Annotated in this window: 17 protein-coding genes; 1 reads left to right on the forward strand and 16 read right to left on the reverse strand. The window is 60.6% G+C overall.

All coding sequences use genetic code 11. The features are described from left to right. Positions 1–98: 98 nt before the first annotated feature. The 4 genes from ACESSC_RS09030 to ACESSC_RS09045 all read right to left on the reverse strand — a co-directional run bounded on the left by ACESSC_RS09030 (position 99) and on the right by ACESSC_RS09045 (position 6216). Entirely contained in the window at positions 99–2114 is a 2016-nt protein-coding gene (locus ACESSC_RS09030) for a heavy metal translocating P-type ATPase (RefSeq protein ID WP_373162590.1), read from the reverse strand. A gap of 78 nt (positions 2115–2192) precedes the next feature. Next, a complete protein-coding gene (locus tag ACESSC_RS09035; RefSeq protein WP_055250999.1) occupies positions 2193–2438 on the reverse strand; it encodes a DUF6110 family protein in 246 nt (81 codons plus the stop codon). Between the two features lie 196 nt (positions 2439–2634). Beyond that, positions 2635–4392 carry an ABC transporter ATP-binding protein gene (locus ACESSC_RS09040; protein ID WP_373162592.1) on the reverse strand — a complete coding sequence of 586 codons (1758 nt, stop codon included), beginning with the start codon at positions 4390–4392 and terminating at the stop codon, positions 2635–2637. Then, on the reverse strand, positions 4393–6216 hold the full coding sequence (locus ACESSC_RS09045; RefSeq protein WP_373162594.1) for an ABC transporter ATP-binding protein: 1824 nt from the start codon (positions 6214–6216) through the stop codon (positions 4393–4395). It lies immediately after the preceding gene. A gap of 120 nt (positions 6217–6336) precedes the next feature. Here ACESSC_RS09045 and ACESSC_RS09050 point away from each other — a divergent pair, with 120 nt between their 5' ends. Then, positions 6337–7335, forward strand: a complete 999-nt coding sequence (locus tag ACESSC_RS09050) for a helix-turn-helix domain-containing protein (protein ID WP_373162646.1) — start codon at positions 6337–6339, stop codon at positions 7333–7335. A 224-nt stretch (positions 7336–7559) separates the two neighbouring features. Here ACESSC_RS09050 and gatB read toward each other — a convergent pair whose 3' ends face one another. From gatB to moaA, 12 genes are all read right to left on the reverse strand, one after another. Then, complete coding sequence (gene gatB / locus ACESSC_RS09055; protein ID WP_373162596.1) at positions 7560–9236, reverse strand: Asp-tRNA(Asn)/Glu-tRNA(Gln) amidotransferase subunit GatB; 1677 nt, start codon at positions 9234–9236, stop codon at positions 7560–7562. Next, on the reverse strand, positions 9236–10750 hold the full coding sequence (gene gatA, locus ACESSC_RS09060) for an Asp-tRNA(Asn)/Glu-tRNA(Gln) amidotransferase subunit GatA (RefSeq protein WP_373162598.1): 1515 nt from the start codon (positions 10748–10750) through the stop codon (positions 9236–9238). Before gatA ends, gatB begins: the two co-directional genes overlap by 1 nt. Further along, positions 10750–11061, reverse strand: a complete 312-nt coding sequence (gatC, locus tag ACESSC_RS09065; protein ID WP_152078421.1) for an Asp-tRNA(Asn)/Glu-tRNA(Gln) amidotransferase subunit GatC — start codon at positions 11059–11061, stop codon at positions 10750–10752. Before gatC ends, gatA begins: the two co-directional genes overlap by 1 nt. Before the next feature lie 324 nt (positions 11062–11385). Beyond that, complete coding sequence (locus ACESSC_RS09070; protein ID WP_373162600.1) at positions 11386–12303, reverse strand: class C sortase; 918 nt, start codon at positions 12301–12303, stop codon at positions 11386–11388. A 143-nt stretch (positions 12304–12446) separates the two neighbouring features. Further along, complete coding sequence (locus tag ACESSC_RS09075; RefSeq protein ID WP_373162602.1) at positions 12447–13415, reverse strand: MarR family transcriptional regulator; 969 nt, start codon at positions 13413–13415, stop codon at positions 12447–12449. A 990-nt stretch (positions 13416–14405) separates the two neighbouring features. Further along, the gene (locus tag ACESSC_RS09080; protein ID WP_373162604.1) at positions 14406–16199 is read right to left on the reverse strand and encodes an isopeptide-forming domain-containing fimbrial protein; all 1794 of its coding nucleotides are present in this window, start codon (positions 16197–16199) and stop codon (positions 14406–14408) included. Positions 16200–16320: 121 nt separating this feature from the next. Beyond that, positions 16321–17976: a SpaA isopeptide-forming pilin-related protein gene (locus tag ACESSC_RS09085; protein WP_373162606.1), complete on the reverse strand. Its 1656-nt coding sequence runs from the start codon at positions 17974–17976 to the stop codon at positions 16321–16323. After that, positions 17969–21121, reverse strand: a complete 3153-nt coding sequence (locus tag ACESSC_RS09090; RefSeq protein WP_373162608.1) for a SpaA isopeptide-forming pilin-related protein — start codon at positions 21119–21121, stop codon at positions 17969–17971. Before ACESSC_RS09090 ends, ACESSC_RS09085 begins: the two co-directional genes overlap by 8 nt. A gap of 675 nt (positions 21122–21796) precedes the next feature. After that, positions 21797–22618, reverse strand: a complete 822-nt coding sequence (locus ACESSC_RS09095; RefSeq protein WP_373162610.1) for an HAD family hydrolase — start codon at positions 22616–22618, stop codon at positions 21797–21799. Between the two features lie 211 nt (positions 22619–22829). Beyond that, positions 22830–24110, reverse strand: a complete 1281-nt coding sequence (locus ACESSC_RS09100) for an MFS transporter (RefSeq protein ID WP_373162612.1) — start codon at positions 24108–24110, stop codon at positions 22830–22832. A gap of 392 nt (positions 24111–24502) precedes the next feature. Further along, positions 24503–25804 (reverse strand): molybdopterin-guanine dinucleotide biosynthesis protein B, encoded by a 1302-nt coding sequence (gene mobB, locus ACESSC_RS09105; protein ID WP_373162614.1) that lies wholly within the window; start codon positions 25802–25804, stop codon positions 24503–24505. 4 nt (positions 25805–25808) lie between these two features. Beyond that, complete coding sequence (gene moaA, locus ACESSC_RS09110; protein WP_373162616.1) at positions 25809–26864, reverse strand: GTP 3',8-cyclase MoaA; 1056 nt, start codon at positions 26862–26864, stop codon at positions 25809–25811. Positions 26865–26989: the final 125 nt, after the last annotated feature.

Raw genomic sequence — 26989 nt, forward strand, 5'->3', positions numbered from 1 at the left:
ATAGAGAAGCTAGCAAATGTTCAAACGCAAAAGGCCTGCGCCCGGACGACACCGATGCCGTCTGGGCGCAGGCCAGATAACGTGGGCGAACACGTCTGCTAACGCAGGTACGCCTTTGCGTTGCCCAGGCTGTAGGCGATCGTTGAGCCGTTGTGCAGCAGTGACGACGTCTGCGGAGTGATCATGCCGGTAATACCCAATGCCAACAGCGCCGAGTTGGTGAGCATCACCTTGGAATACGAACTCGTCAGACGGTCGATGAGACCCTGACTCATGCGGCGCAGGCGCACGATCGCGGCCAGATCCGTATCGGTCAGGATGATATCGGCGACTTCCTTGGCGATGTCGCTTCCGCCACCCATGGCCAGGCCCACGTCGGCCAAACCGAGCGCCGGCGAATCGTTGACGCCGTCGCCCACCATGGCAACATGGCGCCCCTCGCTCTTAATGCGTTCCACATAGGCGTACTTGTCCTCGGGCAGCAGTTCGGCCTTAAACTCGTCGACACCCGCCTCGCGCGCAATGCGCTCGGCCGTGCGCTCGGAATCGCCCGTGAGCATAACGACATGCTTGACGCCCAGCGCATGCAGGTCGGCGATGGCCTCACGGACGCCGGGCTTGAGCGGATCCTCGATGCCGAGCACGCCGACGACCTTGCCGTCGACCGCCAGATACAGCGGCGACAGGCCTTGCATCTGGAGCTCGATTTGCTCCTTGATGTCGGACTCGAGCTGCGCACCCTCGTCCTCAAATACAAAGTGCGCCGAACCGATAATGACGCGACGCCCCTCGATGGACGAAGCGATGCCGTGCGCCACGATGTACTCGACCGCGGCATGGCGCTCGCGGTGCTCGAGCCCGCGCTCGAGGGCGGCGTTGACCACGGCACGCGCCACCGGATGCGGAAAATGCTCCTCCAAGCAAGCGGAAAGGCGCAGGACCTCGTCCTTGCTCCAGCCATCTGTCGTCAGCACGCAAGCCAGGCGCGGCTGCGCCTCGGTAAGCGTGCCGGTCTTATCAAACACGATGGTGTCAGCCTTGGCAAACGACTCAAAGTACTTCGCGCCCTTGACCATGACGCCCATCTTGGCGGCATCGCTCATGGCGGTCATGACGGCGACGGAACCCGTGAGCTTGAGTGCGCACGAGTAGTCGACCATCAGCGCCGCCGAGGTCTTGATAAGGCTGCGCGTGGTGAGCGCAACCAGGCCCGCGAGCAGGAAGTTCCACGGGACGATCTTGTTGGCGAGGTCCTCCATATGCGACTGGCCCTCGGATTTGAGCGAGTCGGCCGTCTGCACGAGCGAGACGATCGAGCGCAGTTTGGTCTGCGCCGTGTTGGCGCGCACGCGCACCAAGATGCTGCCGTCTTCCACGACGGTACCGGCGAACACGTCGTCGCCCACGCTGCGCTCAACGGCCAGCGGCTCACCGGTCAGGGTCGCCTGGTTGACCATAGCGCTCCCCTGCTCGACGACACCGTCGATGCAAATGGACATGCCAGTGCGCACGGCGACCAGATCGCCGGGCTCGAGCTCGGTCGCAGCAACGCTTACCTCGGTATCGCCGACGACCTTTTGCGCCTTGTCGGGTACATCGAGCAGCGAGTTGATGAGCTCGTTTTCGCTCATGGCGCGGGTGTAGTCCTCGAGCAGCTCGCCCACGTTGAGCAGGAACATTGTCTGGCCCGCGGTGTCGACATCACGCTTGACGAACGAAATGCCGATGGCCGAAGCGTCGAGCACGGGAACGGTCAGGCGCGGCTGCGCCAGCTCATGAAGGGCAGCGCGCAAAAATGCCATGTAACCGGCCACGACAAACACCGCACGCAGAGGCGTCGGCAAGAACCAGCGGCGCGCGTAGTGGACGCCGACGAGTGTCGCCAGGTCCATAACGAGTTTGTGCTTGCGCGGCTCAAGCTGCATCACATAGCCCGACTTGGCATCGGCGATAGCTTGAGCATCGAGTGCGCCCAAGGCGTCGAGCACGCTCGCGCGACGTGGCTCGTCGTATTCGAGCGCCATCTGGCCAATACGGCCATATACGCGCACCTTGTGCACGCCGTCGATATCGCCGCTGAGCTTAAGAAGTGCATCGAGATCGCTCTCTGGCACAGGACCCGCCAATTGAAGACGGGTCCTGCCGGGGATCTCGCTGATAATCGAGAATCTCATAGTTTGTGCCTGGGAGCGTTACTCGGCTGCCTCGTCAGCAGCGGCCTCGCTCTGGGTGATGTAGGCCGCCTCGGCAACCATGTCGTCGACATTAGCCTTGGCCTGCTCGACCATGTCCTGGTAGCCGTTCTTGATGCGCATACCGCACGCAATACCCTGCACGCAGGCATTCTTGACCGGAGCGCTGGTAAGCAGCTTGATGCCGGCCGTGCCAAGCAGAAAACCGCCACCGACAAGCAGGGTATTGAACGTCGACTTCTTCATGTTGCTTCTCCCTTTTGCCGCATTGGACGCGGCACGGTGCCTCAGCACCCGAGTAAACAAGTTTGCTCGAGCACGCTTTTGAAATACCTTAATTCTATCTAACTATCTAGGTCAGCCATGGCTAACCTTTTGAAAATTAACGATGCGGAGTAACCGATTGTCAATGTGACAAAGGGACTATCCCTTTGTCACATTCTTACAGCTGCCAGGTAGCTGCTTCCTTTTGCAGCGCCACCATGCGGGCGAATTCTCCACCTGCCGCCTTGAGCTGCGCCGGAGTGCCCTGCTCGGCAACCACACCATCCTTGAGTACAACGATTTTGTCGGCATTTTCTACCGTACGCATACGGTGGGCAATAACGATAACCGTCTTACCTGTAAGCAGACGGGAGAGTGCCTGCTGTACCACGGTCTCGTTCTCCACATCCAAACTCGCCGTCGCCTCGTCCAACAGCACGATAGGCGCGTCTTTGAGCAGCGCGCGGGCGATGGAAATGCGCTGGCGCTCTCCGCCGGACAGCTTGGAGCCGTTCTCGCCAATCATCGTGCCATAGCCCTGCGGCATGCGGCTCACAAACTCGTCGCAGTTGGCGGCACGCGCGGCAGCAAGCACTTCCTCATCGGTGGCATCACGACGCCCGAGGCGGATGTTTCCCATCACCGTGTCGTCAAAGAGCAGCACGTCTTGGAACACAATGGCGTAACCACGCAGCAGTACCTCGGGATCGACGCTTGCAACATCCACACCGCCCACGGTAACCTTGCCCGCGGTGGCATCCCAAAAGCGCGCGGCAAGGCGGCTCACCGTGGACTTACCGGAACCCGAAGGACCGACCAGCGCCGTAACTTCGCCTTCCTTGGCGGTAAAGCTCACATCGGTAAGAACTTTCTCGCCGGCGCGGCCGTCCTCGCCCGCACCATAGCCAAATGCCACGTGATCGAACACCACATCGTGGCCCACGGGCTCAAATTTCTCGCTACCCCGCGCCACAGGCTCTTCCATGATGGAACGCATGCGCTTGGCAGACGACTCGGCGGCAAACAGCTCGGACATTAACATTAACGCCTGGTCAAAGGGTGCATAGATACGGCTCACCATAAGCAGGAAGGCAAACATCACCAAAAAGTCGACCTGGCCGGAGGCGACCATCGCAGCGCCCGTGACCAACGTGGTGGCAATCCCCAGGCGCAGGATGGCAAAGGCGGAGTTGACCAAAAGCCCATTGGCGAGCTCGCCTTTGGTGGTCTCGCGCTCCTCGGCATCGATCACGGCGTTGAGCCCCTCAAGATAATGAGCCTCCTGGTTGGTGGCGCGGATCTCGCGCACGCAGTCGAGCGTCTCCTGGATCGCCTCGGTAACCTTGACCTTCTCGGCACGCACATGGTCGAACACCGGGATCATGGGGCCGCGCGTCAGATACAGCACGGCAAAGGCCACGGGAACGCTCCAAAACGCCGCAATCGCCAGCTGCCAGCAAAAGAACAGCGACGCCACGAACACAATGACGCTTGCGATGATGGCACCCCAAAGCTCTCCCAGCACGTGGCTGTAGGCGTGCTCCATGGCCTGGACGTCGCCCATGATGGTCTCGGTTAAATCGGCCAGATCACGACGACCAAAAAACGACAGCGGCAGTTTGCGCAAGCGCTCGGCAATCTCCATACGCTGCTTGCCGCACTCCTCGTAAAAGATGCAGTAGGTGTAGTAATACTGCTGCCAGTTAGAGGCAAAGAGCAACACGAAAAAGACCAGGAGGCCGCCCACAATCGGCAGGACATCCGGCAGGTCGGCACCGGTGGCGAGATGTTCGACAAAACCGGCCATGACCAGGAACAATAAGCCCATGCCGGCCATGGTAATGAGATTGGTGAGCGCGGTCCAGAAAATGCCGCGTTTTACGCCGGCGACGCCTTTATCGGATAGGAAGTACTTCTTTTGGAATGAGGCGAACATTTAGGCCTCGCCTCCCTTCGTGACGGCGGCATCCGCGGCAGCAGTGATCTTCCAGCTCGCGGCCTGTTCGTATTCGGCCCACATCTTGGCGTATAGACCGTTTTGGGACAGCAGCTCGGCATGGGTGCCAGTCTCCTGCACGCTACCTTGGTTGAGCACCACGATCTTGTCGGCCCCCACCACGGTCGAAAGCCGGTGCGCGATCATAATGACTGTGCGACCCGCCGCCAGCTTGCTAAAGGCACGCTGGATGAGCGCCTCGTTCTCGGGGTCGGCAAACGCCGTGGCCTCATCGAGCACCACGATAGGCGCGTCTTTAAGGATCGCGCGGGCGAGTGCTACGCGCTGCACCTCGCCGCCCGAAAGATATGCCCCTCCAGCACCGAGCATGGTGTTAATACCCTGCGGGAGCTTGGCCACAATGTCGTCGCACTGAGCTGCGGAGAGGGCCGCACGCACTTCGTCGTCAGTGGCCGTGGGCTTGGAGGCACGCACGTTATCGGCAAGTGTTTGCCGGAACAGCTGGTTGGTCTGGAACACGAAGGCAACCTGGTCCATAAGCTCGTGCGGGTCCATGTCGCGAACGTCCACACCGCCTACGAGCACTCGACCCGAAGAAACATCCCAAAAACGCGGGATCAGGCTGGCGCAGGTTGACTTACCGCCGCCCGAGGGACCCACCAGGGCGAGGGTGCTACCCGCGGAAACGCTAAAGCTCACATGATCGACGGCAGGCGCTTCGGCACCCTCGTAGGTAAAGCTTACATCCTCAAAGCGCACATCGCTGCCGATAGGGTGCTTGGGCTGGGCAGGCACGGAGAGCTGCTTGGAATCCATAACGCTTCGGATGCGCGCCAGCGAATCGGCACTCATCTGAGACGCCTCGCCCACAAACATGAGCTTGGTCATGGCCGTCGGCACCACGGCCGAAAAGATCGCGTAAAACGTGAAGTTGACCATAAAGTGCGCGAAGTCCGTCTCGCCCGGCGCCAACAGCAACGCCACGGGCAAAAGAAATGCCACGAGGCCATTGAGCGCGGTAAGGTTGAGCACCTGCGGGCCTCGGCAGAACGTGCCCGCATAGCTTTGCGCCATGTCGGCGTATTCGGCGATCGCATCGTGAAACGCCTTAAAGGAGTAGACCGTCTGCTGGAAGACCTTGACCACGGGGATGCCGCGTACGTATTCGGTGCCGGTCTTGTTCATCTTGACCAGCGCGCCCATGTAAGCCTTCATAAACTCGGCGCCCTTGCCGCTCATCATGGTGGCCATGGCGCAAAACGAAACGACGACCGAGATTAGGCATGCCGCACCCAAACGCCAATCGAGGGCGAAAAGCAGCACGAGCAGGCCCACGACCATGGCGGTGGCGCCGGCGATATCGGGCAGCATGTGTGCGAGCAGCGTCTCGGTGGAGGCAGCGCATCCGTCTACGATACGGCGCAGCTCACCGGTGGCGTGCGTGTCAAAGTAGCCGAGCGGCAACTTGAGCAGATGCTCACTCGTGGTCTTGCGGATATTGGATGCGCAGCGAAACGCGGACAGGTGCGTGCACATGAGTCCCACAAAATAGACCACAATGCTCGCCAGGGCAAAGCCCACAGCCCACCAACCATACATCGCGATATTGGCGGCCTTGCTCCAGTTGGGCGCCACGGCGATAAGATCTCGCGCAACAAGCCAGATGCACGCGTACGGGCCAAAGCTCAGCAGCTGCGAGAGCGCCGAGAGGGCCATGCCCAAATACGTTAGGAATTTACGTTCACCGGCATATGCAAGCAGCTCGCCGATGCCGCCACCTTCCTTTTTTGATCCCTTTGCCATGAGATTCCTTTCTAACGGCTTGAGAGTTAACCGTAAGAAACTTATCATGGGCGTGTTAGCCAAGGCACACAATTGGGCCAGGCGTGGACGTTTTCGCAAATGAAGGGGACGCTTTTGAAAATGCGGCGGGCGACAACCGATATAACCGAGCTCTACGCACCGCAGTTTGAGCAGTTTGGCTTGGAGTTCTCCGGCAAGGGCGCCGTCTTTACCGGTGAGGTGGCAAACGATCGGGCGCACGGACGCGCATGGATCATGCCCCTCTCCCCCACCTGCATCGTCATGGAGCATTTCATTACCCCGATGCACAACATGCACCTAGCCGAATACACGCCCGAACCGTACGCGTGCGTGAGCGAGGTCAGCGCGCCCACGCTCATGTGTATGCCCGAAGCCGGCATAACGCCTGCGAACCTCAAGCCGCTGCGCGGGCCGTGGCCGAACAGCGCAGTCTGCAGCTTTATCCAAGATAGCTGCGGCGAGGAGCTAAGCCCGCTGTTTGCAGGGCAACTCTATCACTCACGCTCGGTGCTCTTTTTGCCCGGGTATTTTGACGAGCTGGAGCATTGCTATCCTACCGAGTTCGCGGGGGTCTTTGAGGCGTTTGCCGAGCCATGGCACGAGGAGGCGACGTCTGCCATCTGCCACACGTTGCGCAGGATTAACGAGGACCGCGCCCGCACCGCAGGCGGACACGTCTATATGCAGGGCATCGTGGAGACCATGGTCGCGGAGCTCGCCTGTTCGCGCGCGGCCCACAAGCAGGCGCGGCAGGCGGCAGACACACGCGCCAGCGTGACCATTGCCGAAGAAGCAACGGCAATGATTGAGCGCGCGCTCGACAAAGGCAGGCGTGTGGGTATCAACGAGGTGGCCGAGAGGCTCTACACAAGCCGCTCCAAGCTATGCGCCACCTTTAAGGCCCAAACTGACGAGTCCCTGGGCGCCTACATTCGCAGACGCCGTATGGAGCGAGCACAGGACCTTTTGGCCGATAGCGCGCTCACGATAGCGCAGGTGGCAGAGCGTCTAGGCTACCCTCAGCAGGCCGCCTTCGCCCAAGCCTTCAAGCAACACACCGGCACCACCCCCACCACCTGGCGCTCCCAACATATATAAAGAATGAAGGCGCCAACAGCGCCCTCATTCACCAAATTCAATCCAGCCCGCCTGACCCAAACGGCCGAGTCGTCTGGCCGGGGAAGCCCCGAGTCGCCGGGGTGTTTGCTCCAAATGAGTTCCGCATGCAAAGAAGGCCACTAAATGTGGCCTTCGTCTTGCATAGGACTGTTTGAAATTTGGAGGAAATACCCCGGCGACTCGGGGCTTCCCCGGCCTCGCAGCTACGAGAGCGACGTTCTCAGCAACTCGTTGAAGAGCTTGGGGTTGCCCTTACCGCGGCTCGCCTTCATGCACTGGCCCACCAAAAAGCCGATAACCTTCTGGTTGCCGTCACGATACTGCTGCGCCTGATCGGCACAGTTAGCCAGCACCTCGTCCACGATCGGCTGCAGCGCGCCGGCATCGCTCACCTGACGCATACCACGCTCGTCGACGATCTTGTTGGGATCGTCACCGGTCTGGGCCATGGCCTCAAAGACCTCGTGCGCCTGGTTGGAGCTGATGGCATCGGTCGCCAGCAGCTTGGCAAGGGCTGCCACCTGAGCCGGTGCAATACCGGACTCGGCCAGCGAGACGCCCGCGCCCTTAAGGTAGGCGATCATCTCGTTGACCAGCAGGTTTGCGACCGTCTGGGCCTCTTTGCCAGCCATACCGGCAGCGGCGGCCTCAAAGAAGTCGGCAAACTCGGGATCGCCGGCAATCTGCTCGGCATCGGCCGTCTTAATGCCAAAGTCGGCCTCAAAACGGACGCGCTTGGCATCGGGCAGCTCGGGGATCTCGCCACGGCAGCGGTCGATGAACTCGTCGTCCAAATCGAACGGCGCCAGATCGGGGTCGGGGAACAGACGATAGTCGTCGGCCGTCTCCTTGACGCGCATAACCACGGTGCGCTTACGGCTGGGCTCCCAGTGGCGGGTCTCCTGATAGATGATGCCGCCCTCCTCGAGCACCTCGGCCTGACGGCAGATCTCGTAGGCAAGGCCGTCATGCAGGCTCTTAAACGAGTTGAGGTTCTTGAGCTCGGTCTTAGTGCCCAGCTTGGTCTCGCCGCGGCGGCGCAGCGACACGTTGCCGTCGCAGCGCATAGAACCCTTCTCCATGGAGCAGTCCGAAATGCCCAGCGTCACAAAAATGCGACGGAGCTTCTCCATAAACAGGCGGGCCTCCTCGGGCGTGCGCAGATCAGGCTCGGTGACGAGCTCAATCAAAGGCGTGCCGCAGCGGTTGTAGTCGACGAGCGACTCGGCAGCGGCGGTAATGCGGCCCTCGGCACCGCCCACGTGGACCATCTTGGCGGCGTCCTCCTCCATGTGGATGCGCAGGATGCGAATGGGCACCGTGTAGGAACCGTCCTCGCGGCGCTCGGGCATCTGCAGGTTGGACGCATCATAGCTGGCCAGATGACCGGAGCGCTGATTGCCCTCGCGCATGGTCGACGTCATGGACGTGGACAGGCCCTCGGCGTTGGCCGAGGCGCTCGCCAGGCTCTGGGCCTCGGCCTCGCCAAACGCGCAGTCGGGGCGCTCGGCGGCACCGCGACCGGTCACGTCCAGGTCCAGGTGACCGTACATGGCAAAAGCGACCGGACCCTGCGTAGTCTGGAAGTTCTTGGCCATATCGGGATAGAAGTAGTGCTTGCGGTAGAACATCGAGTGGCGCTGAATCTCGCAGTTGGTGGCGAGACCGGCCTTGACGATGCTCTCGATGGCGCGCTTGTTGGGCACCGGCAGGGCGCCGGGCAGGCCCAGGCACACCGGGCACACGTTGGCGTTAGGCTCGTCATCGTGGCTGAGCTTGCAGTTGCAGAACATCTTGGTATCGAGCGCGGTGAGCTCGGTATGGATCTCCAGGCCGATCACGGCCTCCCAATCCTGCAGGACCTCGGAAAGTTCCTTCATTACAGCTCGCCTCCCTTCCCGGCAAAATCGGGCGCGACGGAAAGCGCGGGCGCACCCGTGGCGGCATCGGCAAAGCCGCGCTCCAGGGCGCGGGCAAACGTGAGCAACTGACGGTCCTTAAAGGCAGGTCCCACCAGCTGGGCAGAAACGGGCAGCTGAGTATCCTCGCCCAAGCCCAGCGGCACCGAGATGCCACCGTTGCCGCAAATGTTGAGCGAGATGGTGTACAGGTCGGAGAGGTACATCTGCGTGGGGTCGCTGATCTCGCCAAACTTAAAGGCCGTGCGCGGCGAGGCGGGCATGAGAATGGTGTCCACCTTGGCATATGCGGCGTCGTAGTCCCGCGTGATGAGCGTGCGAGCCTTTTGCGCGGCGTAGTAGTACTTGTCGTACACGCCCGAGCTCAGCAGGTAGGCGCCGAGCATCTGACGGCGCTTGGCCTCGGCGCCAAAGCCGTGGGCGCGCGAGAGCGAGCTCTGGTCGGACAGGTTGGCGCAGCCCTCCTCCTGATAGCCATAGCGAATGCCGTCGAAGCGGGCCAGGTTGGAGAACGCCTCAGCCGGGCCGATGACATAGTAGGCGGCGATGGCGGCGTCCAGGTGCGGCAGGTCAACCTCGACCAGCTCGGCGCCCTGGTTCTGCAGCTCCTGGGCGGCGCGCTGAACAGCGGCCTTGACCTCGGGCGTCAGACCCTCGGCCTCCATAAACGCGGGGATGATGCCCACGCGCTTGCCCTCGATGCTGTCGTTAAGATGCTCGGTAAAGTCGACGGCGCAATCCTGGCTGGTGCAGTCATACGGATCGTGACCCGCACCGGTAAGCGCGTTCATGGCCAGCGCGACATCCTCGACCGTGCGACCGAAGGGACCCACCTGGTCGAGCGACGAGCCAAAGGCAACCACGCCGTAACGGCTCACGGCGCCGTACGTGGGCTTAAAGCCCACCACGCCGCACAGCGACGCCGGCTGACGAATGGAGCCGCCGGTATCCGAGCCCAGCGAGAGCGCGACCTCGCCCGCGGCGACGGCGGCAGCGGAGCCGCCCGAGGAGCCGCCGGGCACGCGCTCGGTATCCCAGGGGTTGTTGGTGCGGTGGAACGCCGAACTCTCGGTGGAGCTGCCAAAGGCAAACTCGTCCATGTTGGCCTTGCCCATGGGCAGGCAGCCGGCGTCGAGCATGCGCTGGACGCAGGTGGCGGTGTAGACACTCTGGTAGTTCTCGAGCATGCGGGAAGCGCAGGTGGTGCGCGTGCCCACGAGGTTCATGTTGTCCTTAATGGCCAGCGGCACGCCCGCAAGCGGGGGCAGCGGCTTGCCGGCGGCACGGTCGGCATCCACGCGCGCAGCGGCCTCGAGCGCAAGCTCGGGCGCCACCTGCAGGAATGCCTGGACCCCGTCCTCGCGCGCCTCGATGGCGGCAAGGGAGGCCTGGGCCACCTCGGTAGCGGTAAAGTCGCCGGCGGCAACGCCCGCGGCAATCTGAGCGGCGGTAAGGGAATCGAAGCTTAGCGCCATTACTCGCTCTCCCCCTCTCCCAAAATGGACGGCACGCGGAAGTAGCGGTCGCGCACGCTGCCAGCGTTTTCCAGCGCAACGTCGAGCGGCAGGTCGCGCTCGGGCTCGCGCAGGTCATCGCCCATCACGTTGGACAGGCTTCCGATGGGATGGAACGTAGGCTCCACGTCGGGCAAGTCATATTGCAAGACGGGCTCGAGCATCTGGACGGCATCGTTCATGTAGGACGTCATCTGGGCGAGCTCGTCATCGGTCAGTGCGATCTTTGCGTACTCGGCGATGCCGCGCACATCTTTCTCGCTGAGTGCCATAGGCGCTCCCTTCCGCATAACAGATAAACCGCTCTAGTATACAAGGCAACGCCGCTTGGAGCAGGTGCTTTACCCAAATGCAGCGAAAACGTAACGAGGGCGGCGGTTAGCAGGCGGCGGGCTGGCGGTTCTGCAGCGAAACCGCGCCGTCCATAGCGAAAACCGTCTCGCCCACAACGAAAACCATCCCGCCCACAACGAAAACCGTCACAACATTCGACGCTTTTCGCCAAAATCGAGATTTTCATCGAATGTTGTGACGGTTTGGAAGTCCCGGCCACCACAAAGGTGCCTGTCCTCATTGTGGTGGTTCTGGAGAATGTCTTATGCCGAGGCCTTGGCCTTGCGGCGCTTGCGGACCGCGTGGATCACGATGTCCAGCAGCAACAGCACAATGGCCACGACCACGATGAGCACGGCAAACTCGCGCTTGCCCCAGTGGCGGCCGGCCAGCGACTTTTGCTTGTCGACTTCCTTCTTGTTGTACTTGGTGCGCACGCAATGCACCAGCAGGCGATGGTCGTTCACGCCGTAGGGCGTGCAGGTGACGAGCGTCACCTTGTCGGCGCCGGGCTCGATGGTTAGCGACTCCATCTCCTCGGGCAGCACCACCTCGGAATCCACCATCTTGTAGGCGAGCGTCTTGTTCATGGTGTGCAGCAGCACCAGGTCGCCGGGCTCCAGCGAATGGATGTCGTCGAACATGCTCAGGTTGCGCATGCCCGAGTGCGCGGTGAGCACGCAATGCGTCGAGGTGCCGCCCACCGGCAGGCTCGTGCCCTCCAGGTGGCCGACGCCCGCCATAAGGACTTCTTCACTCGTGCCGTGGTAGATGGGCATGCTCACGTCGATGGAGGGGATCTCGACCCAGCTCATCATGGGGTCGCGGTCAAAGATGAGCTGCTGGGCGTAGGGCTCGATCTGGTCGGCGGGAAGCTCGGTGGCCTCGCCCGCCAGCTGCTCGTTATAGGAGCGCGCCTGCAGCAAGATGCGCTCGCGCTCCTCGGCAGACAGCGCGTCCACGGTGCTGGACACCGTGCTGATCTGGTTGAACACGCCCGAGGCCTCGAGCCGGTCCAAGATCCACGGCCAGGTCATAAGGCCCACGCCAATAAGGATGATGACGATGGTGATGAGCCGGTCGGCCCAGCGAGGCAGCCGCTTGCGGCGGCGCTTGGGCTTTGGTTGAGGTTTGGGCTGAGGGCTTGAGCCGCCGTTGTCCACGGCGTTATTGCTCTTCATATGTTTGGCGCCCTGCACCATCGCCGGTCACTCCTCTACAACTCAAGTTGTCTAAACAAATAATAGCCGATTAGCGAGCCCATGCGCCGGACAACGCAGCTAGGACCGAAGCACCGCCGACGATTCGAATTCTTGGAGACCTTCTACAGCGCTTCTTGCCATGGATATTCCTTTCCAAAAATGCGATCGACTTCGAGCTGAATTCGCTCATCGTCGATTGCCGCCAAAGATAGCGCAAGCGAAATGTCGTCGACACGGGAGGAGCCGGCAAACACGGGTGCATAGCGCCACACTTGGATCATCGCCGTTTCGTTATCCGGCAACTCCCCGTCTGCGACTTCGAGGTCGCTCAGTTGACGCCATGCACTTTTTAAGACGGCCTTTTGTTCCATGCCCGGCGCAGCGAGCATCGAACGCGCAGCGAGCGCCGTCTCCCCGGCGTCAACAAGATAGTCGATCTGCTGCGTCTTCCTTGCAAAAAAGACCTTCGAGACAGGCGAGGAGAGCTCTGCCATGTGCTCGCTGAGCAGAAGATCAACGGCAACAGGGAACACGAAGACACGTCGCTCGCGACGCTCGCGTCTCGCGAGCCCCCTGTCAACAAGCTCGGTTATGGCCTCACTCGCGCGGCTTGCCGAAATCCCAAGCGCACGACAAAGGTCATGGGGACGATATGGCTCCTGGGCTGCTCCCCAGATTGCGGCAGCCTGCGCGTTGGGTGACATCTTGGTCGCGTGGTTGCGAAACCGGGCACCGCCCCTCTCCGTGCAGGCTGTGCCCATAAATGGAAGAAAAGCCTGTCTGCCGGGGCAGACAAAGGGAATCCCTTGTGCGATCAATGCTTTGCGCTGACGTGCATCGGCATCAGGAAACGAAACGACAACAGGAGTCTCCGCGCGCAAGGCTAGCTGACTATAGACTCTCTTAGCCTCGGGAAGCCCGACGCCAGTAGGCAAACTTGCAAGCAAAAACGAAAAACCGTTTGCGTCAACAGCGCGGACCTCAATCGTCCGCAGATGCAGCGGCAAGTGTGCGGATCCAGGCCAAGTTTTGGTCTTGGCGGAAAGGCCTAGTGCTTCTTGTAAGTAGATTAGCGCTTCGTTCATTTCCATTGTTTTCGTTCGATTCCAGTTTGTATTGGAATTATACATAATTTTCGGAATTAATGAGATACCGTTCGTGCCTAAGCCCATATTTGCGTTTTCAAAATGTCCCGAATCGGCGGGGCGATTCGGGATACAATGTCAATAGAAAACGACGCACCCCGCGTAAGTGTACGAGAGCGCGGGCGGCCTAGTTTTCAGTTTTTGTTAAATGCCCGGGATCCGACCCCCGGGCATTCTTATTTGCGCTTTCGGCGCAAATGCCGTCCACCGTCCGCACCGCGCGTGCGCCTACGGACCTTAAACCGAACTTCATACGAGTCAAGAAACGCGATGACGAACGTGCCCACCGCAGCGAGGGCGGCGAGCACGTTAAGGAATTTCAGCAATTGGGGACCTCCGATCGAGTCGTCGGCCGCCCGCGCACGGGATGCGTCGCAAGGATATTTTACTGCGAGTGTATGCACCCACGCCTGGTAAACGCGATTTTGACAAACATTTGTTCGATAGTTACACGCACGGTTCCTCGTCCAGCGGAGCCTGGCCGCATTGTCCGGGTTTGCCCGACGTGTTTGCGTTTTCAAAATGTCCCGAATCGGCTGGACGAATCGGGATACAATGTCAATAGGAAACGACGCACCCCGCGTAAGTACTTAGGAGCGCGGGCGACCAGTTTCCGACGTTGTTAAATGCTCGGGCCTCTAACCCCGGGCATTCTTATTTGCGCTTGTTGCGACGCAAATGCCTTCTACCGTCCGCACTGCGCGTGCGCCTACGGACCTTAAACCGAACCTCATACGAGTCAAGAAACGCGATGACGAACGAGCTGCATCGGACGATGAAGGCTGGCTGTGTTATCCCAAAAAAACGGGGCAGACTCCAGTGCGGAGTCTGCCCCGTAAAGATAATGGCAAAGCAAGAACGTAAATAGACGAGAAAAGTGTCCGCAAGTCTCATGGCCATCACATCTCGCCTGCCAGAGGGATGGGTGAGCGAGCGTTACTCCTGCTCGGACTCCTCAGCCTGCTTACGGCTACGGATGAGATGAGCCACGCCGATGCACAGCACCGCGCCACCAGCGATCCAAGTGAAGGTCACGCCATTAAGGCCGGTGAGGGGGAGGCCCACGGACTTGGTGTTGCCGACGTTGATGGTGACCTCACCGGCAGCGGCGTTGGTGCCGGTGCCATCCGTACCGGTCAGCTTATTGTCTCCGTCATTGCCGTCGAGCTTACCGAAGGCGATGTCGGTGCGGCCCTCGTCGTCCTTGGAAACCGCCGCCGTGAGGCCCGTCACCTTCATGCTCGCGTCATCATACGTCGCGGTGATGGTGAAAGTGAAGGGGTTGGCCTTGGTGTACTTCTCATTGGGAGCCTGGACCTCGGTCACCTTGTAGGAGCCTTCATCGAGACCTTTCACGGCAATCTGGCCATTATCGCCAGACGTGAACTTCACGTAACCGGGAAGGCTGGTGGTGCCGGCAACGGTCACGAGCTGGCCCGCGACGACGCCCGCAGTGGGGTCGTCCTTCGAGGCGATATACTGGTCTTGAGTGTTCGCATCATCGGACTGGATGGTGAAGACGGCGCCCGCAAGGCCCCTCTCGGTGCCCTGGTCGACCTTGTTGAGGTTGAGCTTGAACGCGAAGTCGGCGACGGTATCCTCGATCGTCTCGCCCGTGCCCTCGGCATACGGGTTGTTGGAGTACTCGAGCTTGACGGTGTTGGGGTTACCGCCCTTGTTGCCGTCGGTTGCGTTGCCGATCACGGCGTTGCCGTTGAGCTTGGCCTTGTAAAGGACAACGATCTTGGTGTCGGCGTTCACGTCACTGACGTCCTTGAGGCCCTTCTTACCGTCTCCGGTCTTGAACTCGACCGTCAGCGTGTTGTTGTTGCTAGCATCAGCATCCGTCACGGTATAATTGCTCGACTCAATCTCGCTGTAAGTCTCGCCGTTCAGCGCGTACACCTTAACCGAGCCTTTGACATAGTCAAGGCCATTGGAGAGCCCGTCGGTGAACTTGTAAGCATACGTGCCAAAGGTAGCGTAGTTGCTGGCGATCGTGCCGGTAAGCTTGTAGTTAACTTCCTGGCCGATCTGGGAATCGGCGACATCATTCCATTTGTTGGAGCCCTTGATGTCGGTGGCATCGGCGGCGTCGGCATCGTCGAGGACCTTCTTCTCGACAGTGGGCACGCCCTTCTTTGGCGTAACGGTCGTCGCGTTCACGCCGTCGATCACGGCGTAGACGGGAGAGGTGAACACATCGGTCGACTTGTCAGCAGGCTTACCGGGAGTAGCGGTGAGGAAGAGCCAGTAGCCGGCGCCGAGTCCGGAAAGGGATGCACTGTCCTCGCTCGTCACCCTCCAGGCGGTGCTGCTCTTCAGGCCATCGGCGATTAGACTGAGAACGTTGTCGCTAGCAACCTTCGAATCGGTCCCGGTAACTTCAGATTTGGTGCTAAGCCAATCGGCAGCATCCTGTGCGTTCTCGCTATCGTAGGATGCATCCTTTGTCTTGATGGCTTTTACGACAGCAGTTTGGGCTTCGGAGCTGGCCCATTCGATGCTACTCACCGTCGTATTCCCACCGGTCGTCGTGACCTTTGCCTCGAAGATCTGGATACCCTTATAGGTCGTGGACGCAGCGTAATCGGCGTCCTCGAACGTGACGGTCGACCCCGTTCCCTCGGCGAACGCCATGGTCACCGGCGCCATCACGCCGCCGAAGCTCAGGGCTGCGGTGAGGCCGGCGGTTACTGCCAAACGGGCGATATTCTTGGTTGTTTTCATGTTGGGACCTCTTTCTTGGAGGTTGCTTTAATTCTCGTCATCACCAAAAGTCAGCAGGCTCATTTCCCTGCGCTCTAATCGCTACGGAGGCAGTACGCCACTGAGCAAGGGGGGGGGACAATTATTTATCATGGCGACCTCCTCCCCGCTTGATGACGAGCGCGACGACAATAGCCACTACTCCGATGACGGCCAAAGCCGTCACCAACGCCAACGTTCTATCTCCCGTCGAGGGTATAAAGCCCCGACTCGCTTTGTTACTTGGGGTGTTAAGCACCGACAACTCGACTAAACCCTTCCCGGCATCGGCGGCATCAACTCGCAGAGGGCTTTCGGCCGATACGGTCACCTTAGGCTTGGCGGCGGCCACCTGGTCGACGTCCAGGCCCTCGGCCTTGACCGTCACGGAGCGCGTGCCCTCAAAGGCGGTGTAGCCCTTGGGCGCCTTGAGCTCGCGGATCTCCAGCTTGCCAGAGTCCACGCCCGAGACGGTCACGTGGCCGTCCTCGCCCGTGGTGACGGTGGCCTTGCCCTCCGCATCCCACGTGCCGTCGGCCGCCAGTGTGCGGCCGCGGTCGTCGGCGATGCTCAGGACCGCCCCGGGCAGCGGCTTGTCGCCGTCGCTGCCGCGCTTGGTGAGTGCGAGATCCCAGGTGTAGGCGCACGCGTCATCGCTCGGCGTGCGGGTAAAGCCGGCGTCGCCGGACTGGTCGGCAAAGGGAGAGCGCGGGTAGCGCAGGTACACCTCGTTGGGGTTGCCCTTCGCGATGCCGTGGTTGCACGCGCCGTTGAGCGGCGCGTTGTACACGGCGACCACGCGGGCGCCCGCGGTGAAGGCGTCGGCCCCGCCGAGCGCGGCGATGAGGTCGCCGGTACGCACGGTGAAGGTTCCGTCAACCGCTACCTTGGTGGCGCACTGGGCCGTGATGTCGGTCCAGCCCTTCGCGGGCTCGGTGTCGGCTCGGCCGTCCTTGCCGGTCTGGACGGCGTCGAAGCCACCGTCCGCGCCCGCCGCCACGTACACGCGCATGCTCGCGGCCACCTTGGAGGGGTCGAGCCCCGCGCTCATGGTGTCGACGAACCGCACCGCATAGGTGTCGTAGGCCGTGAGCCCCGCCGGGACCGTGGCAGAGAGGCGCCAGTACAGGTCGTCGGCGACCGTGGCGTCGGCGGCCTTCTGCCATGCGGCGGTGCTGTCCTCCAGCACGTGCTTGGCCACCTTGGGGGTCGCGGCCTTGGGCTTGACGGTGACGGCGCTGCCGCCCACCAGGGCCATGATCGGCGCGGTGCCGGCCTCGCCCTGGGCGATGGCGTCGTCGTCGGCGACGATGAGCCAGTAGCCGCAGGGCAGCTCGGCCGCCGTGCCCGCGTTGAGGGCCGCGAGCTCGGCGCCAGAGCTCTGGAGGGAACGAGCGAGCTGCGCGCTCAGCGCGCTCGTAAGGTGGGAATCGGTGTTGAGCCACTCGGCAGCTTCCTGCGCGGTGGTCTGGGAATTGGGCATGCCGGCGCTGTGCAGCACAGGCAGCGCGGCGTCGCGCACGGCGTCGCTTGCCCAGGCGAGGTCGGTGGCGATCTTGGCGTCGCTGTCGCCGTCGACGACGTTGGCGCTAAAGATCTGGTAGGCGTCGTAGCTGCGCGCCACGGTGCCGCTCACCGTGATGGAACCGGTCGAGGTCGGCGCGGCCTGCGCGGATGCGGGGAACACAACCGCGCAGGTGCCGATCAGGAGGGTAAGCAGCGCAAACAAGATCGGGAAGGAGCAAACTTTCTTATTCACGACGCTTACCTCCCTTCGCATTCGCCTTGCGACGAATGTGCATCCAGGCCGCAGCAGCGCAAAGCACCACCGCGCCGGCAAGGTACGTCAGAGTGACGCCCGACATACCAGAAAGGGGCAAAGAGGTGGAGTAGGTGTTGGTGAAGGTGGAGGCGGGAATGGCGTTGGGCGCGGCGTCCTTGCCGATGGTGTTACTCACGGTGTTGCCCATGTCGTCCTTCACCTGCGTGACCGTGGTGGAGGTGGTGAGGCCGGAGTACTTGCCAGTGGTCTCATCCATGACGGCCTTCACCGTGACGGCCACCTGGTACTCGGCCTTGGAGTAGCGAAGCTTGTCGATGGCACCGGTGGTAGGCGCGACCTCCTTCACCGTGTAGGTGTAGGTCTTGGCGCCAGTCGGGTTCGAATCGTCGATCTTGGCGAGGTACTTTTTGGAGAACGAGATACCGCCAAAGGATGCCACGATGTCGTTGACCTTGGTGGAGCCCGCTGCGGGAGCGACGGAAATAGTCGTCGGATCAAGCTTAGGTGCGCTATCCTTATTTGCCCCCGTAGCCTCGATGCTGAACTCGAACGGCACATATTTGTCTTTATCGCCCTTCGGCCAGTCCGTATTGCGAACAGATTTGGTCACCGGGATCTTCACGGACGTAGTGGTAAGGGCGTCGGAAATGTAGACGTTGTTCCCGTCAATCGTCGGGCTCTTTCCCTCGGTCCACGTGACGGAACCGTCCTCGTTGGACACCGTGAACTCATAAACCGCGGTGTTCAAGTTGTAGCCAAACGGAGCCTGGGTCTCAACAAGCGTGTACGTACCCGGCAGCAGACCCTCGAGCGTGAACTTGCCAGGCGCGGTGTCGGTGTCTGCCCACGTGGTATCGCTCGAAGTCGACTGGTCGCTCTCCCGGTCGATCACGGTCCAGGACTGGTCGGCCGTACCATCGGCGTCCTTTTTCTTGGTGAGCTTCCACTCAGAACCAGGCAAAGGAGTGTGTTTTGTGTCGTCCTCCGCCACCTTGGTCCAAGACACCGTACCGGTGATCCTGGCGTTGGGAATGGCACCCGTGGAGTTATTCTTGAACGGAACCAGCAAGTTGTTGTTCGTCGTATCCACATAACCCTGAACATAGTTCACCTGCTCGCCGGTATTGTTCATGGTTGCGTAGTAGATGGTGTCCGACTTCTGATAACCAGCCGGCGCCTTGACCTCGCGAATGTAGTACGTGAAGTAGTCTTTATCGTTGGGATCGCCAATTTTGGCCTTCTGATTCAAATAGTTGAACTGAAGCTCGCCATCATCCGAATCGTAATCGTTGGCATCGCCGTCAGTCACCGTCACGATAGCGTTATTGCTATTGCCCGCGACAGCATCCTCGACAGAACCATAGATAGCCCACGAGGAACCGGGGAGCAGCGTAGTGCCGTCCGCAGCGTCGACCTTGCTCCACGCAATGGCAGAGCCGTCCGGTGTATACGACCCGGACCACGGGAAGTTGTGACGCTCCTGATCCATATCGATGACGGAAGCCGAGTTACCCTCACCAAATGCTGCGGCAACCTTCGGGCTGTTCATTGAGAAATCGACGCCCACATAAACGCGACCGTTGGTAGTCACATGGTCGTCGAAACTTCCGTTGGGAACGAGAATCGATCCGATCATAGCCGCCGCAGGATCGTCGTCAGTCCACTTAGCACCGCTGACTGTGCCACTGTATCCCCAGTCCGCGCGGTCCTCTCCCGCGATGCCGCCTCGAATGGTAAGGCTGGTGGTATCGACGAAGTTCCACATGATGGACTGGGAGGCCAGCGAGTATTTCGCGTCAAGGTCTTTCTTGGCGTACTGACTCTCGTAACCGCGAGATATTTCTGTATCTCCCCACCAGAAGCGCCAGCCGTTGTGGAACTCGACAGGATTAGTACCTGTAACGTTCACGACAATGGATGCGCCTTCGGGGATATTGGTGAACTTAAAGTCGACGCCGCGGTAGTAGACGCCATCCTTCCAGTTGGAGAGCTCGGAACCGGCGATGGTGAAGACCTGTTGCATAGAAGTTCCATCGCCGGTAAAGGTGATGAGTCGCTCGGTGTTGCGAATCTTATTGCTCGGGATTCCGGTATCGAGCGCACCGGAAACAGACTTGCCGCTACCATCGTCGCTACCATCGAATTTGAGTGTATAGCTTGTTCCGTCGTTATTGTACTTGTTGATGACGTAGTTGCTATTAGGCTCTGCAAAGCCGTTGACATCCACCTCGCCGGTATCTTCAAACGAGTCGAGCTGTTTCGATAGCTTCGAGAGGTATCCATTTGTACCGTTATAGCTCGAATAATCGCTACCGTTGACATTAGTCAAATCAACAGCTTTATTGAACAGGGTGCTTTCCAGAGCAGACAAGCCCTCGTACCAATTACCCTGCATTGTCACCACAGACTGGCGTTTATAGTCGCTATCGCGCCAGTATGTGATGGGGCCTGCGATTTGCGCGGTGTAGGCAAAGCCGGAAGGAGTCGCGCCCTCAAAAGGTCTCTGCTGTCCGACCCAAGCGCCTTTGTTCCAAGCGCCAACGGTAGTCGCCCCCGGCAAGTTGCCGTTGTAACCAACGCTCATTTTGGTGATCGCACTGTCGATTCCGGCGACCGCAAGCACGGTGCTGCCGTAGACAGGACGGAACTGGGAACCAAAACCAACGGTGCCAAAGCGGAAACCAGCGCCGCTACTATTATTATAGGGCCAGCTCTCTTTGAGTGGATTCATGGCAAGCTTGCCACGGACCACGGTAAGGCCCTCCGCCTCAGCGGCATATGAGCCGGTGGGGGCGTTGTCCGCATCAAGATCGATAGTGCCGTCGCTCGGCTTATCGCTCGGCTTACCACCGATGTACATGTCGCGGCCGACGTAGGTGGCCACGCCGGGATCAGGGGTTGAGACATTGATATTCGTACCGATACCGATAGACGTGGGAACGTAAATTCCCGGCTTCACGGTGGCCGTCGCTCCCGCTGAAGCCGCATTCGCACTCTGAGCCTGCTCAACACTATTTGAAGAGCCGGACTCGCCGCCATCGGTCTCGTCGCTATTCTGGTTTTCGGCATCCTCGCTGGTGTTACCTACAGCAGCGGACTCACTTGAGGAACCCCCCCCCATTACAGTTTCCGCGGTAGAAACTGTCTGGGCATCGTTGGCGATGGCCTGCGAGATCGGGGGCATAACGAGCGACAGTACCAGGCTCAAAACGGAGGCTCCGCACAAAACGCCTGCCAGTACACGGCGCGTCGCTTTTTTACTCTGCTTAGATTTGTCTGAATTCGCTTTCATCGATGTCTCCTCCCCAAGAGACCGCGATCTTGCTCTTTCACTATCAAACGTATCTGCGCAATCTGTAATTGCGCTCGTTTAGTAATGCAATTATAACGATTGTTTAAACATCTGAGCAACAAAACCGACATTTTTGTAGCGAGTTCTCAATTCTCTTGACATTTGCTCAGATTTACCTTCGTTTATTCGCTATCTATTTTTTGTTTCTGCTGGTAATTTAGTTGCGTATTATTTTTTAATGGCATTAGTTTTATTTGCACAACATTTTGCTCAAGAGCGAGCATCCTGTGAACGGTCGAAAATCGACCGTGAGTGGTAGGTCATTAACCGGGATGAATATCCTACCAAATTGATGAGAATATCTTTAACCCATCGGTGGTTAGAAGCATGATGTTCTGACGACCATATTTGAATTTGCGCGCAGATTTTAGGTATCAATTCGCCCAAATCGCCTGAGGCCACCGCAAAGGCGCCTGTCTCCATTGTGGCGGCTCTCCCCCAGCGCTACAGCAGATGTTCCTCGATAAAGATCGCGATGCCGTCTTTGTCGTTGCTCGCGGTTACAAAATCGGCGGCAGCACGAGTGGCGTCGCTGCCGTTTGCCATGGCAACGCCCACGCCGGCGTCGGCCACCATGCAGGTGTCGTTATCGGCATCGCCAAACACGCAGATATTCTGCAGCTCCATGCCGTTGAGCTCCGCCACGCGCACAAGGCCGCGCGTCTTGGACACGCGCGGGTCCATGAACTCGTAGAGCCGCTGCGTGGTTTGCAGAGCCGCCGCCTTAACAGTGTTATCGGCAAACGTTGACGCCCGCTCAATCACCCGCGGCATTACCTCGGGCGCTGTGGTAAACATCACCTTGGGCTGCGGCTCGCGCAAAAACTCGGCAAAATCGACCACCTGGTAGGGCACGCCGTCGACACGCGACAGGTGCTCGACGCATGCGTTGCTCTCGGGCACGTAGAACACGCCGTCTCGGGGGCAGACGGGCGTTGCCGGAAGGTCCGCCATGTGTTTGCAGATGCGCGCGATGGTCTCGCCCGGCAGCGGATAGCTCAGCTCGTTGATGTCGTGCGTGCGGTCGATGACCTCGGCACCACCGCAGCCCACGAGCACGTCCACCAGGCCTTCGATGCCCCAGAGCTCGTACATGGCCTCGGTCGCGTGGGCGTCGCGCCCGGTGCACAGGCCAAACAGCACGCCGCGCTCGCGCAGGGCGCGGATCGCCACCACGGTGCGCGGGGACACCGTGTGCTGGCTCGTGAGCAGTGTACCGTCGATATCGCAGAACACGGCTTTGATGTGGCTGAAGGTGGCGTCCATGGGGGCCTTTCTGGGTTGTGCGGCGGTGTGGGGTGTATTCGTGAACGGCGTACATGGTATACCAAGGCGCAGGTGCGGCCCGTCAAAGCAAAAACCACCACAAAGGTGCCTGGCTCCTTTGTGGTGGAAGTGACGTTTGCGGGCCAAACCATCACAACATTCGATGTTTTTCGGCAAAATCGCGTTTTTTACCGAATGTTGTGATGGTTTCTTACTGCTTTACGGCACGTTCCAAGTGATTGCGTCCAAACAGCAGCAACGCCGCAGGGACCGCCGTCACGACCATGCCCGCCCCCACGAGTGTCCGTTGTACGCCAAATGTTGCCGCCAGCCACGGTGCAACCGCCAGAGGGGCCACGCCAGCGAACATATTGCCAAAGCCCATGACCGAATTGACGCGACCGAGCTGCTCGAGCGGAGCCGTCGTTTGCACAATGGTGTTGTGGAGCGGGTTGACGACACCCCACGCCACGCCCAGGACAATCTGGCCGACGAGGGCTACACCCACGTACGGTGTTCCCACATAGAGCAAACTTCCCAGGCCCACGGACATAAGCGCCACGAGCAGCGTTTTAAGGTTGACCAAGTGCGGCGGCAAGCGGAGCGCGAGCACGGCACCCAGCACCGCGCCGACACCGCAGGCCGACGAGAGCCAGCCCATCCACTCAACACCGACGTGCAGGACATCGCGGTAGAAGAACGATTCGAGCGGGTCGAAGGCTCCATAGCCAAAGTTCGAGAGGAAGATGATGCAGAAAAGTAGCGCGAGGACGCTGTTGGTGAAGACTGTCTTGATGCTGGCTGCGAAGGTGGCGCGGGCGGACGTGCTGGGGTTGGAGCTTTGTCCCGCACGCTCCCCTTCCTCTGCCGAATCGGCATCCGCATGCCCGGCGACATGGCCGGTCTGCGGCCTAAAGCCCCAACCGACGATGAACGCCAGCACGGTAAAGAGCATCATAAGCACGAACACCGTGCGCGACGACGCGGCCGCCGCGACAAAGCCGCCCAGCGTGGGCCCGACGATAATACTCACATTTGAGAACATGGCGATGGCGGAGTTGATGTCCTTGAGCTCAACAGGGTCGTTGGTGAGGTAGGCCGGATAGGACGTGGCAATGGGCTGAGCGAATCCCATCGTAAAGCCCAGGAGTACCGCGCCGGCAAGGACTGTTCCGGTCGCGCTGCCAAAGGCGAGGATTGCCGCGCCGGTTGCCAACGTGCCGACGATACTCGCCCGGAAATGCCGGCACGGACCCCAAGCGTCAAGCGCCGCTCCACCCGCAAAGGATCCCAGGATCACAAATACATTCATAAACAGGACAGCCAGCGATGTCGCGACGACCGAAGCGCCGTCCGCATAGGTGAGAGTTCCGATGACGCCGATAAAGTAGCTGGTCTGAAAACCGGTGTAGATGAGAAAGCGCATCGCCACCAGGCGCTTGGCCTGCACGGAAAGCGATGATTGAGGCTTTGAGAAAAGAGAGACGAGCATGGAGACTCCTTGTTTCATACGAATGCGGACGGCGGGCATTCGCCACCGTCTATCGAATCAATCAATCCGCATGAAACATTAAGACGCATCGAGCCCCTTCTCTCCGTTTTCCGTCCGTCATGAACTACTTGGTAGATTGTAAGGCATGTCCCAATAATCTACCAAAGCAAAAACCACCACAAAGGTGCCTGACCCCTTTGTGGTGGAAATGACGTTTGCCCAGATAAAACCCGCCAAAACAAACCTGTCCCTTTTTGGCAGGTTATGGCAGCGCAGCGAGCCGGTTCCAAGTGCCCCAGGTCGCCCCGAAAGAGGAGCGACGCGTACTTTGGTACGCGAGCGACGGCTTGAGGGGCGAGATGGGGTGCTTGGGGCCGGCGCAGCGTCAAGCCTTAAAGATGGTCTTGGATGAGATCGCAGATGGCTCGGGCGTCGTTGATGTTGATGGCTCGGGTCGCGAAGCCGGCATCGAATGCCTGACGCGCCAGGGCTTCGTTGCAGGCAAGGGCCAGCGTGCGGCCGTCGACCAGGTCGAGCGAGCTCTTGCCGCGCAGACGGTCGACACCGGAACGCGCGACGACGATGTTGTCGAAGCCCTCGGTCTTGTAGCCCTCGATGATCACCACGTCGACATCGTTGTAACGCAACAGCAACTCGCGCGCGGGCATCTCGTCCTCCTCGCGCGTGTCGGCGTACTCCGCCCAGCGCGTGGCGCAGATGAGGCCCACGTGCTTGGATCCGGCCTGGTGATGGCGCCAGGTGTCCTTAGCGGGCACATCGATATCAAAGCCGTGGTGCCCATGATGCTTGAGCGAACCCACGCGCAGGCCGCGGCGGGTGAGCTCGGCGATAACCTTCTCGACGAGCGTGGTCTTGCCCGAGTTCTGGTAGCCGATAAACGCGATCGCGGGGACGGCCGGGGCCGGAGCTGCGGACGCGACGGCGACAGGCGCGCTTGCGGGCGCGGCACCGTCAGCGGCCACAGCCTCAACAGCAGCGGCCTGACGCTCGGCACGATCCCACACGCCCGAGCGGCCGCCCTCCTTGTGCAGCAGGCGCACGTCGACGATCTCCATGCCGCGATCGACGGCCTTGCACATGTCGTAGATGGTCAGACACGCGGCACTCGCGCCGGTCAGAGCCTCCATCTCGATACCTGTCTTGCCCGTCACGCCGGCCGTAACCAGTACGTGAAAGCCAACCTGCCCGTCCGCGCGCGCCGGTGCCCAGCCCTCGGGCACGTCCTCGGCCGGCGTCCCCGCCGCAGCGATGGGCGCAATGTCGCACTTGCTCTTGGTAATGAGCAGCGGATGGCACATGGGAATGATGTCGCTCGTGCGCTTGATGGCCATAATTCCCGCCACGCGCGCACAGGCAAGCACGTCGCCCTTTTTGGCGCGGTCCTGCAGCACCATGGCCTGCGTCTCGGGGTGCATGAGGATGGTGCCCTCGGCGATGGCAATGCGATGGGTCTCGGCCTTGTCGGACACGTCGACCATGCATACCTCGCCCTTGGCGTCCACGTGCGTCAGCTCGTCGCGACGGGCGTCACGGGCGGGCTCGACGACAGCGCTGGAAGTCGGCTGTGCGGACGCGTCGGCGTTGCCAGCGTTCGCCGCAGCCGTGACTTTGCGGGCAGACATCGCGGCCCTGCGAGCGACCTTGGTGGCATCGGCGTACCTGCTCTTGGCCATATGATCATCCTCCGATTTGGGACATAAATCGTTGCGTGCCCTCAATTATCGCGTGTTCCTGCGGTTTATGGGCCACGGCATCGCGCCAAATCGAAAGCACCTGCATATCATCACCACGGCGCAGCGCGTCACGCACCGAATACTCGGCATCGCTGAACAGGCACGGACGCACGTTTCCATCGGCCGTCAGGCGCAGACGGTTGCAATTCGCGCAAAAATGATTGGACATGGCGCTGATAAAGCCGACCGTTCCCGCCGCACCCGGAAAGTGCCAGTAGCGCGCAGGGCCCGCGCCGGCAGGAGCGTCGTTGATGTCGAGCGGCTCGAGCTCGCCTAGGCCCACCGCGGCGGCCCCGGCATTGATGCGCGTCCGCAGCTCGTCGCTCGGCACGGTGTCGCTCGCGTCCCACAACTCGGGATTGAGCGCGGGCGCATGCGGGTCCACGGCGCAATGCGAGCTCGTGCGCTCGTCGCCAATGGGCATGTATTCGATAAAGCGCAGGTGGATGGGGCGGTCGAGCGTGAGCCGCGCGAGGGCCGCCACATCCTGGTTGAGCCGGCGCACCACAACACAGTTGACCTTAACGGGCTCAAAGCCCCAAGCCAGCGCCGCGTCGATGCCAGCCATGGTCTGCTCGAGCCGACCCAGGCGCGTGATCTTTCTAAAGAGCGTAGGATCGAGTGTGTCGAGCGAAATGTTGACGCGGTTAAGCCCGGCATCTTTGAGCTGCGGTGCCAGCTTGGGCAGCAGAGCGCCGTTGGTGGTAAGCGAGATGTCCTCGATCTGCGGAATCGCGCGGATGTCGCGAATGAGCGGGATGATACGGCGGCTGACCAGCGGCTCGCCACCCGTCAGGCGCACGCGGCGAATGCCCTCCCCCGCCACCAAGCGCACAAAGCGGGCGATTTCCTCGGCACTGAGTAGCTCATCGTGCGCGCGGGGCGTCACGCCGTCTGCCGGCATGCAGTAAATGCAGCGAAAATTGCACTTGTCGGTAACGGCAATGCGCAGGTAGTTGATATCGCGGCCAAAACCGTCATGTTGCACGTGCCCGTCCACGCAGCCCTCCCCTCACGCTGACCTTTATTCTTCGGGGAATATAGTACCGCACGGGAAGAATGGGTCGACATGCGTACGACACGAAAGACCTTTGCGAGCAAGACCGGCTTCCCAAGCCCATCCTC

It is taken from the genome of Collinsella aerofaciens (genome assembly GCF_964243765.1).
In the GTDB taxonomy this organism is placed as follows: Bacteria; Actinomycetota; Coriobacteriia; order Coriobacteriales; family Coriobacteriaceae; genus Collinsella; species Collinsella aerofaciens_BU.

Excerpts from the sequence above, each read along its gene's own strand:
- gatB (WP_373162596.1), bottom strand. The coding sequence starts at position 9,236 with ATGAAGGAACTTTCCGAGGTCCTGCAGGATTGGGAGGCCGTGATCGGC.
- ACESSC_RS09090 (WP_373162608.1), bottom strand. The coding sequence starts at position 21,121 with ATGGGGGGGGGTTCCTCAAGTGAGTCCGCTGCTGTAGGTAACACCAGC.
- ACESSC_RS09045 (WP_373162594.1), bottom strand. The coding sequence starts at position 6,216 with ATGGCAAAGGGATCAAAAAAGGAAGGTGGCGGCATCGGCGAGCTGCTT.
- mobB (WP_373162614.1), bottom strand. The coding sequence starts at position 25,804 with ATGGCCAAGAGCAGGTACGCCGATGCCACCAAGGTCGCTCGCAGGGCC.
- gatA (WP_373162598.1), bottom strand. The coding sequence starts at position 10,750 with ATGGCGCTAAGCTTCGATTCCCTTACCGCCGCTCAGATTGCCGCGGGC.
- ACESSC_RS09040 (WP_373162592.1), bottom strand. The coding sequence starts at position 4,392 with ATGTTCGCCTCATTCCAAAAGAAGTACTTCCTATCCGATAAAGGCGTC.
- ACESSC_RS09100 (WP_373162612.1), bottom strand. The coding sequence starts at position 24,110 with ATGCTCGTCTCTCTTTTCTCAAAGCCTCAATCATCGCTTTCCGTGCAG.
- ACESSC_RS09035 (WP_055250999.1), bottom strand. The coding sequence starts at position 2,438 with ATGAAGAAGTCGACGTTCAATACCCTGCTTGTCGGTGGCGGTTTTCTG.
- ACESSC_RS09095 (WP_373162610.1), bottom strand. The coding sequence starts at position 22,618 with ATGGACGCCACCTTCAGCCACATCAAAGCCGTGTTCTGCGATATCGAC.
- ACESSC_RS09050 (WP_373162646.1), top strand. The coding sequence starts at position 6,337 with ATGCGGCGGGCGACAACCGATATAACCGAGCTCTACGCACCGCAGTTT.
- ACESSC_RS09070 (WP_373162600.1), bottom strand. The coding sequence starts at position 12,303 with ATGAAGAGCAATAACGCCGTGGACAACGGCGGCTCAAGCCCTCAGCCC.
- ACESSC_RS09075 (WP_373162602.1), bottom strand. The coding sequence starts at position 13,415 with ATGGAAATGAACGAAGCGCTAATCTACTTACAAGAAGCACTAGGCCTT.
- gatC (WP_152078421.1), bottom strand. The coding sequence starts at position 11,061 with ATGGCACTCAGCGAGAAAGATGTGCGCGGCATCGCCGAGTACGCAAAG.
- ACESSC_RS09080 (WP_373162604.1), bottom strand. The coding sequence starts at position 16,199 with ATGAAAACAACCAAGAATATCGCCCGTTTGGCAGTAACCGCCGGCCTC.